At 70.5% G+C, this 13814-nt stretch carries 15 protein-coding genes and 1 pseudogene; 6 read left to right on the forward strand and 10 right to left on the reverse strand.

Annotated elements, in window-relative coordinates; all coding sequences use genetic code 11:
* Positions 1-341: 341 nt before the first annotated feature.
* Together AC068A_RS16625 and AC068A_RS16630 are read left to right on the forward strand one after the other, a co-directional pair.
* Positions 342-1673, forward strand: coding sequence for a cytochrome P450 (locus tag AC068A_RS16625; RefSeq protein WP_478585476.1), 1332 nt, complete (start codon positions 342-344; stop codon positions 1671-1673).
* A gap of 249 nt (positions 1674-1922) precedes the next feature.
* Complete coding sequence (locus tag AC068A_RS16630; protein WP_478585477.1) at positions 1923-2579, forward strand: hypothetical protein; 657 nt, start codon at positions 1923-1925, stop codon at positions 2577-2579.
* 217 nt (positions 2580-2796) lie between these two features.
* On the opposite strand, the gene AC068A_RS16635 is transcribed toward AC068A_RS16630, so the two are convergent.
* The 5 genes from AC068A_RS16635 to AC068A_RS16655 form a co-directional block, all read right to left on the reverse strand.
* Positions 2797-3195: a hypothetical protein gene (locus AC068A_RS16635; RefSeq protein WP_478585479.1), complete on the reverse strand. Its 399-nt coding sequence runs from the start codon at positions 3193-3195 to the stop codon at positions 2797-2799.
* A 71-nt stretch (positions 3196-3266) separates the two neighbouring features.
* Positions 3267-4307 carry an FAD-dependent oxidoreductase gene (locus AC068A_RS16640; RefSeq protein ID WP_478585480.1) on the reverse strand — a complete coding sequence of 347 codons (1041 nt, stop codon included), beginning with the start codon at positions 4305-4307 and terminating at the stop codon, positions 3267-3269.
* Positions 4304-4726 carry a cupin domain-containing protein gene (locus AC068A_RS16645; RefSeq protein ID WP_478585482.1) on the reverse strand — a complete coding sequence of 141 codons (423 nt, stop codon included), beginning with the start codon at positions 4724-4726 and terminating at the stop codon, positions 4304-4306. The genes AC068A_RS16640 and AC068A_RS16645 overlap by 4 nt, the downstream gene beginning before the upstream one ends.
* 129 nt (positions 4727-4855) lie before the next feature.
* A complete protein-coding gene (locus AC068A_RS16650) occupies positions 4856-5104 on the reverse strand; it encodes a DUF4267 domain-containing protein (protein WP_478585484.1) in 249 nt (82 codons plus the stop codon).
* Positions 5101-5736 carry a TetR/AcrR family transcriptional regulator gene (locus tag AC068A_RS16655; RefSeq protein ID WP_478585486.1) on the reverse strand — a complete coding sequence of 212 codons (636 nt, stop codon included), beginning with the start codon at positions 5734-5736 and terminating at the stop codon, positions 5101-5103. The genes AC068A_RS16650 and AC068A_RS16655 overlap by 4 nt, the downstream gene beginning before the upstream one ends.
* A gap of 147 nt (positions 5737-5883) precedes the next feature.
* On the opposite strand from AC068A_RS16655, the pseudogene AC068A_RS16660 reads away from it, so the two are divergent.
* Positions 5884-6195: pseudogene (locus AC068A_RS16660) on the forward strand (TetR-like C-terminal domain-containing protein); the annotation flags it as partial.
* 132 nt (positions 6196-6327) lie between these two features.
* Here AC068A_RS16660 and AC068A_RS16665 read toward each other — a convergent pair.
* Complete coding sequence (locus AC068A_RS16665; RefSeq protein ID WP_478585488.1) at positions 6328-7866, reverse strand: YVTN family beta-propeller repeat protein; 1539 nt, start codon at positions 7864-7866, stop codon at positions 6328-6330.
* 521 nt (positions 7867-8387) lie between these two features.
* On the opposite strand from AC068A_RS16665, the gene AC068A_RS16670 reads away from it, so the two are divergent.
* Together AC068A_RS16670 and AC068A_RS16675 are read left to right on the forward strand one after the other, a co-directional pair.
* Positions 8388-8873, forward strand: coding sequence for a TetR/AcrR family transcriptional regulator (locus AC068A_RS16670; protein ID WP_478585490.1), 486 nt, complete (start codon positions 8388-8390; stop codon positions 8871-8873).
* Between the two features lies 1 nt (position 8874).
* Positions 8875-9240: a hypothetical protein gene (locus AC068A_RS16675; RefSeq protein ID WP_478585491.1), complete on the forward strand. Its 366-nt coding sequence runs from the start codon at positions 8875-8877 to the stop codon at positions 9238-9240.
* Between the two features lie 19 nt (positions 9241-9259).
* Here AC068A_RS16675 and AC068A_RS16680 read toward each other — a convergent pair whose 3' ends face one another.
* From AC068A_RS16680 to AC068A_RS16690, 3 genes are all read right to left on the reverse strand, one after another.
* Complete coding sequence (locus AC068A_RS16680; RefSeq protein WP_478585493.1) at positions 9260-9352, reverse strand: TOBE domain-containing protein; 93 nt, start codon at positions 9350-9352, stop codon at positions 9260-9262.
* Between the two features lie 163 nt (positions 9353-9515).
* The gene (locus tag AC068A_RS16685) at positions 9516-9758 is read right to left on the reverse strand and encodes a hypothetical protein (protein WP_478585494.1); all 243 of its coding nucleotides are present in this window, start codon (positions 9756-9758) and stop codon (positions 9516-9518) included.
* A gap of 97 nt (positions 9759-9855) precedes the next feature.
* On the reverse strand, positions 9856-11847 hold the full coding sequence (locus AC068A_RS16690; RefSeq protein ID WP_478585496.1) for a heavy metal translocating P-type ATPase: 1992 nt from the start codon (positions 11845-11847) through the stop codon (positions 9856-9858).
* Between the two features lie 96 nt (positions 11848-11943).
* Between AC068A_RS16690 and AC068A_RS16695 the strand changes: the two genes are divergently transcribed.
* The gene (locus AC068A_RS16695) at positions 11944-12309 is read left to right on the forward strand and encodes an ArsR/SmtB family transcription factor (protein WP_478585673.1); all 366 of its coding nucleotides are present in this window, start codon (positions 11944-11946) and stop codon (positions 12307-12309) included.
* Positions 12310-12315: 6 nt separating this feature from the next.
* On the opposite strand, the gene AC068A_RS16700 is transcribed toward AC068A_RS16695, so the two are convergent.
* On the reverse strand, positions 12316-13752 hold the full coding sequence (locus tag AC068A_RS16700) for an ABC transporter ATP-binding protein (RefSeq protein ID WP_478585498.1): 1437 nt from the start codon (positions 13750-13752) through the stop codon (positions 12316-12318).
* Positions 13753-13814: the final 62 nt, after the last annotated feature.

Genomic DNA, 13814 nt, shown 5'->3' on the forward strand with positions numbered 1-13814 from the left:
CAGCACGTTGTCCTCCCGTGCCATCGGATCTTGGCCGATTGCCACCGAAGCTTGACCGCCCAGGTCAGGACGGTCGAGGCCCCCGCGCGTGGAGCACTTCCGGTGGCGCCACCCGCCTCCAACGTCCGGCATGTTGAGCCACCGCTTCGCCAGATCGTCCCTCAGGGGGTGAAACCGGCGACCTCGCCAAAGGGGCAATGAGCTGATCTTCAACCGCTGATGCGAGTCTCCTGGCGTGGGGCAATGGTGGACTTCGATCGCTACGAGAGGCCAGATCCTTCATCTGGGCGAAAAGCGCCGACGGGACCCTGCGCTCCGGCTCAGATCACTACCATCCGACCATGCGCACATCCGCATCGCTGCTGCGAGCCTTCCGGCCCCAAGTCCAAGAGCATCTCTACGAGTTCTACGATGAGTTGCGGAACGCCGACGAGCTCTTCTGGGACCGCAACCTGGGTGCCTGGATCGCGACCGGGTACGCAGTGGTCAGCAGTGCCGCAGGCGACCCGAGGCTGTCCTCGGTGCGCTATCCCGACATCGAGGCTGTCTCTGAGGAACTGCGGCCGCTGGCCCGAGTCCTGAGCCGGCAGATGCTCTACAGCGACGCCCCCGACCACCCCCGGCTGCGGGCCCTGATCAGCAAGACCTTCACCCCCCGGGCGGTAGCAGCACTCCGTGCCCGGATCGTCGAAGCCGTGGACCGGATCATCACCCACGCGGTGCCGACCGGGCGGATGGACGTCATCGCGGACCTCGCCCGCCCCCTGCCTTTCACCGTCATCTGCGACCTCCTCGACGTACCGCAGCAGGACCGCCCCGCCCTCGCCTCCTGGTCCGCGCCGATCGCCGAAGCCATCGGCAACTCCCGGCTCGACGCCGACGCCAACCGGACGGCCTCGCAGAGCATGGCGGACATGCTCGCCTACTTCCGCGAGCTCCTCACCCGCCACGACACCCCACCGGCCCCCCACACCCTGCGTGCGTTACTGACCGCACAGGTACAGAACACCGACCAGGACTCGGACGAACTCCTGGCCAACTGCGCCCTGCTCCTGATCGGCGGCCACGAGACCACCACTCACTTGATCGGCAACGCCGCACTCGCCCTGCTCCGCCATCCGCACGCGGCCGACCAGCTGCGCCGCCGGCCCGATCTGATGCCCGCCGCCATCGAGGAACTCCTGCGCTACGACGCCCCGGTACAGCTGATGCTGCGCCGGGCGCGGCACGACCTGGACCTGGCGGGCCGCACCATCGCCGAAGGGCAGACGGTGCTCCTCGTGTGCGGCGCCGCCAACCGGGATCCGGCGGTGTTCTCCGACCCCCACGTACTGGACTTCGAACGTCCCGGCGGACGGCACATGGCGTTCGGGCACGGTCCGCACTTCTGTCTCGGCGCGGCGCTGGCCCGGCTGGAAGGCGCGATCGCCCTGGAAGCACTCCTCACCCGGCTCCCCGGCCTGCACCTCGACGGCACCGCGCCGCAGTGGCAGCGCAGCCTCAACTTCCGCGGGCTGACCCGTCTGGACGTCGCCTTCACCCCACTCACGGACGATCACGACACAGACACACAGGCCCTCCCGGCCGACCGTTCCCCCCGCGGCCCCGGCCACGCGACGCATGCCGACGGGTGCCCCGCCCACCCGGCACCCGACGGCGTCGCGGGCACCTGACCGCAGCCCAGAAGGTAGTCCACAACGGCCTGCTCCGCGGCGGACGCCCTGCCTGACCGGCCGAACCACTTCACCCGCAGGAGCCGTATCGCCACCGACTCCAGGTCTCACGCGGTCCGCTCGATCGAGGTCACCACCCCGGCCCAAGACGACAACCACATCACACCCGATTCATGATCGTCTTGGATTCGCGGCGGGTTACGGTGGTGCCCGCCACGTACCATCCACCGCTCGACGAAAGGCAACTTTGTGAGCACATTTGGCGATTCGCAGTCGTCGCCGACCGCGCGGTCTGTGGACCTTGAGGGGCTGCTGGTCACGGCAGCGGATCTGACCGACGCGGGCCTCGCTGATTTCGCTGAGCTGGAGTCGCCCTCGTCGGACGAAGACCCGCCGCCGATGACCGGTCCGACCCCGGAACTCACGGCCCTGCTGAACAGGGCGTTCACCGACAAGGGCGCGAGGGAGGTCAGGACCTCGTTCATGAACGCCGACTCCACGATCGTCGTCGACGAGGGAGTCTCGGAGCGGGCGGCGGGGGCTGCCGTGACCTGGATGGCCGACATGCGGCAGGTGTACGCCCAATGCGCAGCATGGACGATGAGCATCGGCGATCAGGAGATCACCGTTCAGCTGGTGGACCCGGCCGATGATCCGAGTGAGCCGCTCAAGGTGGAGCAGAAGTTCGGTGACGAGGCCTTGATGCGCACGATGCTCGCCGGCACGGTGGGGCAGCAGGCCCAGATCACCACTCTTCTGGTGCGCGACGGTGACCGGGCTCTGGAGCTGACGTTCCGTAGCCTGGCGGGCGAACCCGGTGGCCCCGAAGCGGCCCGCCTTGCCACCGCGATGTCGAAGTTCCTTGCGCTGGCTCCGGCAAAGTTCCTGGGCCTGCCGGTCGGCTAGAGACCCGCCGCTGGAGCGGAAGCGCAGCATGACGGAAGGCCCCCGGCCAAGGACACGATATCCCTGGTCGGGGGCCTCGCTTCGGCATGGCGACGACCCGTCAAGTTCCATGCATCGCGAGGCGAGCCGCTGGACCATTTGGAGGTCCTAACAAAGGCGTTGGGCGTGTCGGTAGGTGATGAGGCAGGTCGCGAAGTCGAGGAAGGCTTCGTGGATGTCATCCCGCCGCTCCGGTGGGCTGGCGGACAAGAAAATCGTGCGCGCGCCTCGCCTTTCCCGGCAGGCGGCTGACAGGCGAATGCCGACACGCGCCAAGGTGGCGTCGGGCGGGCTGCGGGGCGGGCGTCGCCGGAGCGGCCGCGACCTTGCGGGTCTCGCGCATGATCAGCAGGCCGTTGACCACCATCAGTGTCGCGGTCAGGCCGTGGACGCCGAGCGCGGTGGCCACGGAGCCGTGGTGATTGTGCGCCACCGTGAGGAACTCCAGCGCGACATCGCCGGCCTTGAGCTCTTCGGCGAGCATGGCGAGTTCGATGCCGCGGCCGAGCCGCTTGTGCTCGTGGACGACGAGGGTCACAGCAACGCCGGAGGAGCGGATCTCCCCGGCGAGCTTCACGGCGGCCTCCAGCTCGGGCCGCTTCGCGGAGGGGCCCGCCCTGCGGGTTCGGGGCCGGGTTCCCGCTGGTATCAGCTCGGCAGCAGACGCAGCAGTGCATCGCGCAGTCGGGTGCGCTTGGTGGTCATGACCCGGTGCAGGGTCCGCGAACCGAGGGCGACTCGTTGTGCGGCGCGTCGGCGCCTCCTGTCGTAGTCGAGCAGAGCGGACTGCAGGTCGGCCGCGCCATGCTCGACCACAGCCCGGGTCAGCGCCTCCGCATCGAGGATCGCTGTGCATGCGCCCTGGCCCAGGTTGGGTGTCATCGCATGCGCGGCGTCGCCGACAAGCGCGACGCCCGCGCCATGGACGAAGCTGGGGAGCGCGGGGAACAGGTGCCGCATCTCGTAGCGGATCCAGGTGGCCGGGTCGGTCCCGTTGAGGATCCGCGGGATGGGATCATGCCAGCCCTCGAACTGCCCGCGCAGTTCCTCGGCGGTGACGGCTTCGGGCACCGTGGCGTACCAGTTGGTGCGACCCGGTTCGACCGGGGTCATCCCGAAGGACCGGCCGCTGCCCCAGGTCTCCCCGTAGACGCCGCTCTCGAAGTCGGCGATACCGATCCAGGCGATCGTCCCGACGTGGTGTGGGCCGCTGCGCTCGCCGAAACACGCGGCGCGCACGGCACTGCGGATTCCGTCGGCGCCGACCAGCAGATCGCAGTCGTCCCTGAGGACGCTGACATCCGAGACGCGCTGCCCGAGCGTGAGCGGTACGCCCAGGCCGTCCAACTCGGTCAGCAAGGCGTCGATCAGGTAGGGCCGGGAGATCAGCAGTTCGGGCCGACCGGCCTTCCGCTCGATGCGTTCCAGGGGGAGGCTCGCCAGGGTCTTGCCCCGCGGAGTGCGAATCCGGGCGCTCCGGTAGGGCACGGCTCGTGCATGGAAGGATGCGCCCACGCCGAGTCGTTCGAGGGCGGCCTGCGCGGTGGGGTGGATACCGAAGGCCGTGCCGTACCGCTCCAGTTCGGTCCGGCGTTCCAGCAGTACCACCTCCCAGCCGGCGCGGCGCAACCCGATCGCCGTTGCCAGGCCTGCCACTCCCGCCCCCACGACAACCGCTGTCCCGGTCATGCCGGCCTCCCGTCGTGGACGGCCGCGCGGTCACGCTGCCGGAAGTACTCGAAGCGCTCGATGCCCGGTGTGATGACGATCAGCAGGTCGGCGCTCGAACCGGGGGAGGCGGCAAAAGCATGCGGGGTCCGCGGCGGCACCGCGGCCACGTCACCCTCCTCCAAGGTCGTGATGTCCCCGCCGACGAGCACCCGCGCCCTACCGCTCAGCACGAAGAAGAGCTCGGTGGCAGTTGTGTGGTGGTGGGGCGCGGCACCGTCGGCGCCTTCCCCGAGCGTCATCCGGACGGTGCTGAGCGCGCCGCGGGTGGCGCTGGAGTCCATCAGCAGGCGGCCGGTGGCTAACGGCCCGCCCACCGTCTCCGCGTTCACGGCGCGGGCGATGACCGCCCCGGAGTCATTCGGAACCAACAGCGACATGGTGCTTCTCCGTCCTTCCTTCCCAGTGATGGCGAGGGCTTTCGCCCATGCGCGCGCTCTCGCGTAGAAGGAGTGCGGCTGTTGCCGCCGCCATCGCGGCGGTGGCGCCGTGCACCCCGTATGCGGTGCTCAGCAAGCCGCCGGCAGTGCCCAGCCCCGTGCGCGGCGATGCCCGGTCACCAGCGGCATCGCGACGAGAAGGCCGGATGCCAGGTCTCTCACTCCCTTGACGGCAAGGAATCCGTCGGCTTCGCCGGTGGGCCAGGTAGGCAGTCCGAAGGTCGAAGCCGTTGACTGGGGAGCCAGCAGGTGGCGCATGCCGGTGTAGGTGATGCCGACCGCGATGAGGGCGGCCAGGCCGGTGCTGAGGGTTCTCATGGACACGGAAGAGATCCCTTCCCGGTGTTCGCGGCGCCGGCGAGGGCGGTTTCCACCAGGCGTTCGGCGTAGGCCCGGTCGACCCGCGCGCCGGTGATCAGCACCCGGTAGTACAGGGCTCCGGCCAGCTGGTCGAGGAGGGTGCCGGCATCGAGGTCCTGGCGCAGCTCGCCGCGCTCACAGGCCCGGCGGATCAGGGCGAGGGCGAGGGCGTTGCGGCGCGCGTAGAGGTCACGGGCCAGGGCTCCGATGTCGTCGTGACGGGCGGCAGCCGCCACCATCTCGCCGGCGACGCCTGCGGACGGGTCGCCGAAGCCATCGCCCCTGCCTGCCGCCCGCATGCGGTTGAGTCCGGCTGCGATCTTCGTCAGGTAATCGGTCAGGTCACGCCGGATGTCGCCGGTCTCGGTGATCTCGTCGTCTTCCTGAAGCCTGGCCACCACCGCGACGGCCAGATGGTCCTTCGTCGGCCATCGGCGGTACAGCGTCGTCTTGGCGACGCCGGCTTGCTCGGCCACCTCATCGATGGTCAGGCGCGTGTAGCCGTGCCGGAAGATCAGGTCGGCGGCGATCCGCAGCACGCGCTCGTCCACCGTCGTGTCGCGCGGCCGTCCGCGCCGGGTCTGGGTCACGCGAGTCTCCAATTCCGCTAGCCGAGTAGCGAAATTGACGGTACGCCCGCTCCGGCATTTACGCAACATTAGTAGCGTAATTGAGCGGGGGGCTGAGCCAGGCCTGTAGCCGCCCCGTGTGGGTGCGGGGCTGCCGGTGGGTGAGCACTCGCGTCCGTCGCCCTCGAGGGCGCGGCCGAGATGGCTGTGGCGGTGCGTGCCGCGGCCTCCAGCGCGAACAGCCCGCGTGAGCGGGTCACCGCCCTCGCCCGTGCCTACCTCGACTTCGCCGAACGCAACCCGGCGGTCGACGATGCCTGGTTCCAGCTCTACGGCGGCCTGGCGTTCGCGGACGAGGACACCCCGGAACCTCTCAAGGATGCCTTCGCCGCGCTGCTGGAGAGCCTGGGCGAGGTCGCCGGGGACGGCGTCGACCCGGGGCTGTTCACCGAGGTGTTCTGGGCGGCCCTGCACGGGCTGTGAGGTCGAAGGTGTCGAACCCAGCCTCGGTACGGCGGGTCGGGTGCTCGAAATTGACGTACCCGTTCCTCACGCCCCGCTGCTGAACAAGGCTCCGGGCCGAGGGTCGGTGACCGTCGGCCCGGAGGGGTCTTACCTGCTGTGGGCGCCCGCGGGGTCGGGAATCCGAGGGTGCCTACGACGTCGCCCGCGAGTGCGGGCCGACAGCCGCAAGGGTGCGGGGCCGGGCCCGGTCGTAGGAGGGGTGCCCAGGCCTGCCGCCATCCTCCTTCTTGAGGCAGGCGTGGCGGTGGATGGCTGGTAGGTGTCGTCGCCGGCGAAGGTGGCGGTGTAGCAGGTGTCCTTGGGCTGCTTGCCGGGGACCTCGCAGGTGGCTTTGCCCTGTGCGTCGGTGGTGTCGGTGCACAGGGTGATCGGCGGGGTGGCGTCGGTGGTGAAGGTGATGGTCTTGCCTTCCAGGGGCTGGTCCTCGGCGGTGAGTCGAGCGGTCAGCTTGACGCCCCTGCCGCCCCGGATGTCTCGCTCCCCCTCCCCCTCCCCCTTCCCCTTCCCGTTCCCCTTGGACTCCGCCTTCAGCGTCAGCCGGGTCGGGATGACTGGTTGGGCCTCCGGCGGAATGATCGCCACGCCCTGGGGTGAGTCGCCGACGATGGCGGTGGCGACGACGGTGTTGGTGGCGGTGTCGATCACCGACACATTGTCCGAGCCGGAGTTGGGGACGTAGACGCGGGCGCCGTCCGGGGTGACAGCCGCATCAAGGGGTCTGATGCCGATGCCGACGGTGACGGTGGCGATGACCGTGTTGGTGGCGGTGTCGATCACCGACACGCTGTTCGAGGTGCTGTTCGCGACGTAGACGCGGGAGCTGTCCGCAGTGGCGGCCAAGCCGAAGGGCCTGTCGCCGACGATGACGGTCGCGATGATGGTGTTGGTGGCAGTGTCGATCACCGACACGCTGTCAGCGCTGATGTTCGTGACGTAGGCGCGGGAGCCGTTCGGGGTGACCACCACACCCTCGGGTCCGTCGCCGCCGATGATGGTGGTGACGACGGTGTTGGTGGCGGTGTCGATCACCGACACCGTGTCCGCAGAGCGGTTGGTGACGTAGGCGCGGGAGCCGTTCGGGGTGATCGCCACACCCTCGGGTCCGTCGCCGACGATGACGGTGTCGATGACGGTGTTGGTGGCGGTGTCGATCACCGCCACGCTGTCCGTCTGGAAGACGGTCACGTAGACGCGGGAGCCGTCCGGGGACACCGCCACCCCCACGGGTTCGTCGCCGACGCCGATGGTGATGGTGGCGACGACGGTGTTGGTGGCGGTGTCGATCACCGACACCGTGCCGGCGTCGAGGTTGGTGACGTAGACGCGGGAGCCATCCGGGGTGACTGCCAAGCGGAAGGGGAAGTCGCCGACGGTGACGGTGCCGACGACCGTGTTGGTGGCGGTGTCGATCACCGACACCGTGTCGTCGAAGCCGTTGGCGACGTAGGCGAAGGGTCCGGGTTGCGCGGCGGCGGGGGTGGCGAGGGTGATCGGGACGGCCAGGCCGGCCAGCACCGCCAAGCCCGCCATCCATGCCCGCAGCAGCACCCGCCACGAACCCCCGCCCCCGCGACTTCGCCCCGTACGTCCCTGCTCCGATGCCCCCCGTACCGCGACATCCGACATGAAGACCTCCTGCAGCGCACCACACCGAGGTGCGTGCGAATACTCCGAATGAACTCGGCGATCGACGACCCCGTCATGGATGCGGGGTCACTGCGGCGATGATGATCGCCGCGTCCGACGTCAGGTGCCGCGATCAGCACGAGCCCGCTGGAGATCTCGGACACGGGCCGTAGGGATGTGCGGTTCACTCGTTCAGATGTGGCGGCGAGCCACCAGCAGCGCGGGGGCCATTCCTGAACGGCCCAGCCGTTGCCGAAACGCCTGGTGCAGCGTGGGTGGGCCCTCCAGATGCACGGACGCTGGTGTCCGCAACCGGCGGGCCCGGCAGGCTGCGCGGTGATGGCGGATGGATTACCGGAGCTGTTGTGCGGCCTGCTGCACCGGATGCTGATTCCCGCAGGTGGCGGTGTTGGTCAGTCAGAAACCTTTGTCCGCAGTCGTGATGTTGCCGCGGTGCTGTCGGCGGGAATTTAGGAACGATCGTTCTTGACCGATCGTTCTTTTACTCGTAGGGTCACGCCATGGGACGACCACGCGCCTTCGACACGGATCAGGCCGTCATCGCCGCCTCTGTCCTCTTCGCCGCGCACGGCTATGAGGGCACCTCGGTGGACGACCTGGTTACCGCCACCGGCATCCACCGGGGCAGCCTGTACAAGGTGTTCGGTTCCAAGCGGAACCTGCACCTGACCGCCCTGCGCAACCACCTCGACCGCGAAATCCATCCGACGCTGGCCGTCATCGCCACCCTGACGGACGCGGCGCAGGCCGTGGCGGCGGCCGTCGCTTCGTACGACAACGGGCCGGCCGCCGGGCTCCTCCTGCTGGCCGCCGCCGAACGGGCTCCGCACGATGCGGAGGTCGCCGCGCTGGTCGCGGAAGGCTTCACCGCACTGGAGGACGCCCTGCGCCCCTCCCATGGCGACGCCGCCTCCCAGACCGCCTCCACCGTCCTCGGCACCCGCCTGCGCCTGCGGGCCCGGCCGACCGCTTCCAAGGAGCACTGACATGACCACCATCACCATCGACCGCGAACGCGCCCTGCTGACCGTCGAGTTCGAGGGCCTCGACAAGCTGTGGGCGTTCAAGAGCCGCCTGGAGATCCCCCTCGCCCATGTCCGTGGCGCCACGCACGATCCCGGGATCGTCCACGAGTCGAAGGGCATCCGGGTGGGTGGCACGCACGTTCCCGGCCTGATCACCGCAGGCCGCTTCCGGCGCGACGGTGAACGCCTCTTCTGGCAGGTGAAGAACCCGGAGAAGGCGGTCGTCATAGAACTCGCCGACGACGAGGGCTACGACCGCCTCGTCATCGAGGTGGATGACCCGCGGGCGACCGTCGCCCTCGTCGAGGAGGCGGCCGCACGGGGCTGAGTCCCGGACCCGTCGCACGTCAGAGGGTGACCTCGGTGGCCTTGACGCTGCACCACACGGGCGCGCCGCCGGCGAGTCCGAGGTCGGCGGCGGCCTGCGGCGGCATCTCCATACGCAACCAGATCGCCGGCACGGCCTCTCAGAGCCCTACGGCCCTCAACCCACGTGCCGCACGGTCCGCCCTGTTCCACCCGGTCCGCTCACGCACGCGCCTCGTCCCGGGCCTCGCATGAATCCCGTCAGCACGGCCAAGGAGAGAGCGGCAATCACAAGGCCTATGCCAGGCCGGAGACCTTGAAGACGAGGTGTGCGGCCTCGCCGTCGATCCGCTGGGACAGCCGCTGCCAGTCGGCGACCCCGGAGGTCAGGTGCCCCCGCTCGCGGGAGGCGCGAGCGCCCTGCTCCAGCAGGTTCCACAGGGGCGGATTACGGGTGAGCGCTTTGGTGGCCAGCTCGATGCCTGCGCCGTATCGGTCCTGGAGCACCAGGCGCCCGGCGACCCCGCTCGGCCAGCGCACGTGGACCCGGCGGCGCCCGCAGGCACGGCGAACTGCCCCCGGATGCCCTTGCCGACCATGCCGGGCTTGCACGCGGTGGTGTACGCCCCGGCCTCGGTCACCTTGGCCCGTTCTCCGAGCCGGCCCGCTGCCAGGCGGCCTCGCGGAGCAGCCGCAGGCCATTGAGGCCGACGAGGACCGTGGAGCCCTCGTGGCCGAGGACGCCGAGCGGGAGAGGCAGGTGCCCGACGAGGTCCCAGATCACCAGGATGGAGATGAACACCGAGGCGATCACCAGGTTCTGCACCACCAGGCGCCGGGCTGCGCGGGAGAGGGCAACCGCCTTGGGGACGGTGGCGAGTTCGTCGCGGACGATGACGACGTCCGCGGCCTCCAGGGCAAGGTCGGAACCGCCCCTGCCCATGGCGATGCCGGTGTGGGCGGCTGCGAGTGCCGGGGCGTCGTTGACGCCGTCGCCGATCACCAGCAGCCGGCGTCCGGCGTTCTCCTGCTGCCTCACCGCCGCGACCTTGTCCTGGGGCAGCAGCCCGGCACGGACATCGGTGATGCCCACTTCACCGGCGAGGCGGACTGCGGCGCGCGGGTTGTCCCCGGTCAGCAGCATCGGGGCGGTGCCCGTGAGCGCGGACAGGGCGGTGACGGTGTCTGCGGCGTCCGCCCGCAGGCGGTCCGCGATGCCGACGATCCCGACCGGCTCCCCGTCCCGCTGGACCAGCACCGCGGTGCGGCCGTCGTTCTCCAGGCCCTCGGTCACGACCAACGCCTCGGTGAACGCCGCACCTTCGCCGGCATCGGTGAGCCGGGTGGGGGCGCCGACCGCGACGGCGCACCCGCCGACGGTGGCCCGCACCCCGATGCCGGGGGCGGAGGTGAAGTCCTCGGCGAGCGGGATGGGCAGGGCGCGCTGCCGGGCGGCGTCGACGATGGCGCGGGCGAGGGGGTGCTCGCTGGGGTGCTCGGCCGCTGCCGCGAGCGCGAGCAGACCGGCCTCGTCAAGACCGCTGCCGGCGAGGGGGCGGATGTCGGTGACCTGGGGGGCGCCTTCGGTCAACGTACCTGTCTTGTCCAGTGCGGTCGCGTCGACCTGGCCCAGGCGCTCCATCGCCACGGCCGATTTCACCAGGACGCCGTGGCGACCGGCGTTGGCGATCGCGGACAGTAGCGGGGGCATGGTCGCCAGCACCACCGCGCACGGAGAGGCCACGATCATGAAGGTCATCGCCCGTAGCAGCGAGCCGGTCAGGTCGCCGCCGAAGGCGAGCGGGATGGCGAAGACCGCGAGGGTGGCGAGCACGATGCCGATCGAATACCGCTGCTCGACCTTCTCGATGAACAACTGAGTCGGGGCCTTGGTCTCCGAGGCTTCCTCGACCATCGCGACGATGCGGGCGATCACGGAGTCGGTGGCATCCCGCTCGACCTTGACGCGGAGTGCGCCCGTCCCGTTCAGGGTGCCGGCGAAGACCTCGTCACCCGCCTCCTTCGGCACGGGCAGCGGCTCCCCGGTGATGGTGGCCTGGTCGACCTCGCTGACTCCGGCCAGGACCCGGCCGTCGGCCCCGACTCGCTCTCCTGGGCGGATCAGGACGGTGTCGCCGACCAGCAGATCCTCGGCGGCGACCGTCTCCGTGCTGCCGTCGTCGAGCAGCCGGGTGACGGTGGTCGGGGCGAGGTCGAGCAGGCCGCGTACCGAGTCCGCGGTGCGGGCGGTGGCCAGCGCCTCCAGGGCGCCGGAGGTGGCGAAGATGACGATCAGCAGCGCGCCGTCCATCACCTGTCCGATCGAGGCGGCGCCGATCGCGGCGACGATCATCAGCAGGTCCACGTCCAGGGTCTTCTCCCGCAGCGCCTGCACACCGGCCCAGGCAGGCTCCCAGCCGCCCGTCACGTACGCGAGCGCGTACAGCGGTCCCCACAGCCAGGCGGGAGCGCCGGTCAGCTGGAGCGGGAGGGCGATCAGGAACGCGGCGGTCGCGGCAGCGGCCCAGCGTGCCTCGGCCAGTGCAAGCACCCGCGTACGGCGGCGTGGCGGGGCCCCCGCACGGCCGGCAGGGGCGGCAGGAGGGCGCTCGGTGAGAGTGGAAGGCATGGCGAAGAGACCCTTCACGGGCATGGGGAGGGGCAGCTCCTCACCATACAGGAATGAATGAACATCTCTTCATGTGTCGCCGGTAAGATGGTGGTCATGGGCCACGGAGTCGACTCGAAGAGCATCGTCAGCACCCGCGAGCGCCTGGACGCCGTGGGCGCCTCTGATGTCGCCGCAACGCTCCAGGCCCTGGCCACCCCGTCGCGGCTGCACATCCTCGCCCGGCTCCAGGAAGGCCCCTGCTCGGTCGGTGAACTCGCCGAGGCGGTCGGCATGGAGCAGTCGGCCTGTTCCCACCAGCTGCGGCTGCTGCGCAATCTCGGGCTGGTGACGGGTGAGCGCCGGGGCCGCTCCATCGTCTACGCGCTGTACGACGGCCATGTCGCCGAGTTGCTCGACCAGGCTCTTTTCCACGTCGAGCACCTGCGTCTCGGCCTGCGTGACGCCCCCGCCGAGGCGTGACCCGGATCAGGGGGTGGGCATGAGCATTGAGGTCAGGCCGTGCCGGGTCAGGTGGCCCGCCTCCAGGATGTGCACGGTGTCGGTGTAGGCGCTGATCAGGTGGAGTTCGTGGGAGACCATGGCGATGCTCAGGGCGTGCTCGGCACGCAGGCGCATCAGGAGCTCCATGACGGCGGTGGCCGTGTCGGGGTCGAGGGCGGAGGTGATCTCGTCGCAGAGCAGGATGTCGGGGCCGGCGGCGAGTGCGCGGGCGATCGAGACGCGCTGGCGCTGGCCGCCCGAGAGCTCGGCGGGGTAGCGGTCGGCGAACTCGGCCGGGAGCTCCACTTGCTGGAGGAGTTCGGCGACCCGGCCGGGTAGGGCCGTCCTGGAGAGGCCGCCGTGCAGGCGCAGGGGCCGGGCCAGTGCCGCACCAACGGTGCGCGTGGGGTTGAGTGCGGCCAGTGGGTTCTGCGGGACGAGTTGGATGCGGCGCTGGTCTTGCCGCGTGCGCTTTCGCGCCAGAGGTGCAAGGGGTCGGCCGTCGAGCTCCAGGCGGCCGGTGTCGGCCGGGTGCAGCCCGGCCAGCACCCGCAGGAGGGTGGTCTTGCCGGATCCGGACGGGCCGACGATGCCGGTGGCGGATCCGGGGGACGCCGTGAAGTCGACCGCGTCGAGGACCTGGTGGCGACCGCCGAGGTGCCGGAAGGTGACGCTGACGGCGCGGGCGGTCAGCCCCTGGCCCGCCTCCTGGACCACGCCGGGACGTACGGGAGGCGAAGGCGGCGGGGTCCGGGGTGCGGGGACGGGCCGGGGGCGGGTGGGCGTCAGGCGGACCGTGTGGTCGGCGCAGGCGCTGACGAGTTCGGGGTCGTGGGTGGCCATGACGATGGCGAGCCCTCGGCCGGCGGCGAGGTCGCGGAGCAGTTCGGCGATCTCGTCGCGCAGGGTGGGGTCGAGTCCTGCGGTGGGTTCGTCGAGGAGGAGGATGTCGGGGGTCCGGGCGAGGGCGCGGGCAAGGGCGACACGCCGTTGCTGGCCGCCGGATATGGCGGTGGGCCGTCGGTCGGGGAGGCCGTCGTCGACCGGGAGCCGGCATTCGCGCAGGAGGCCGAGGATGGTGTCGTCGCTTCGGTCGGAAGCCATTTCGGCGACGAGTCGGCGGATCCTCATCCGCGGGTTGAGGGCCGAGCCGGGGTCCTGTCCCACGTAGGCGATGCGCGAGCGGCGCAGCTGCCGCAGTTGTTCGGGGTCGAGGGCGGGCGGGTGGTGTCCCAGGACGTCCAGCGTGCCGGCGGTGACGGCAGCACCGGGCGGGAGGTGGCCGATGAGGGCGCGGAGCAGGGTGGTCTTGCCGGAGCCGGAGGGGCCGGTGAGGGCGGTGACGCGGCCGGCATGGATGCGTACCGAGGTCGGTTGCAGCAGGACGGTGCCGTCCGGCATCCCGACTTCGAGATCGGCCACCGTGACCAGGGCCGACGAGGCTTCCGCCTCGGTCCCGGGGAGCGAGATGTCCGGGACGGTTC

The sequence above is a fragment of the Streptomyces sp. NPDC043854 genome (assembly GCF_056436005.1).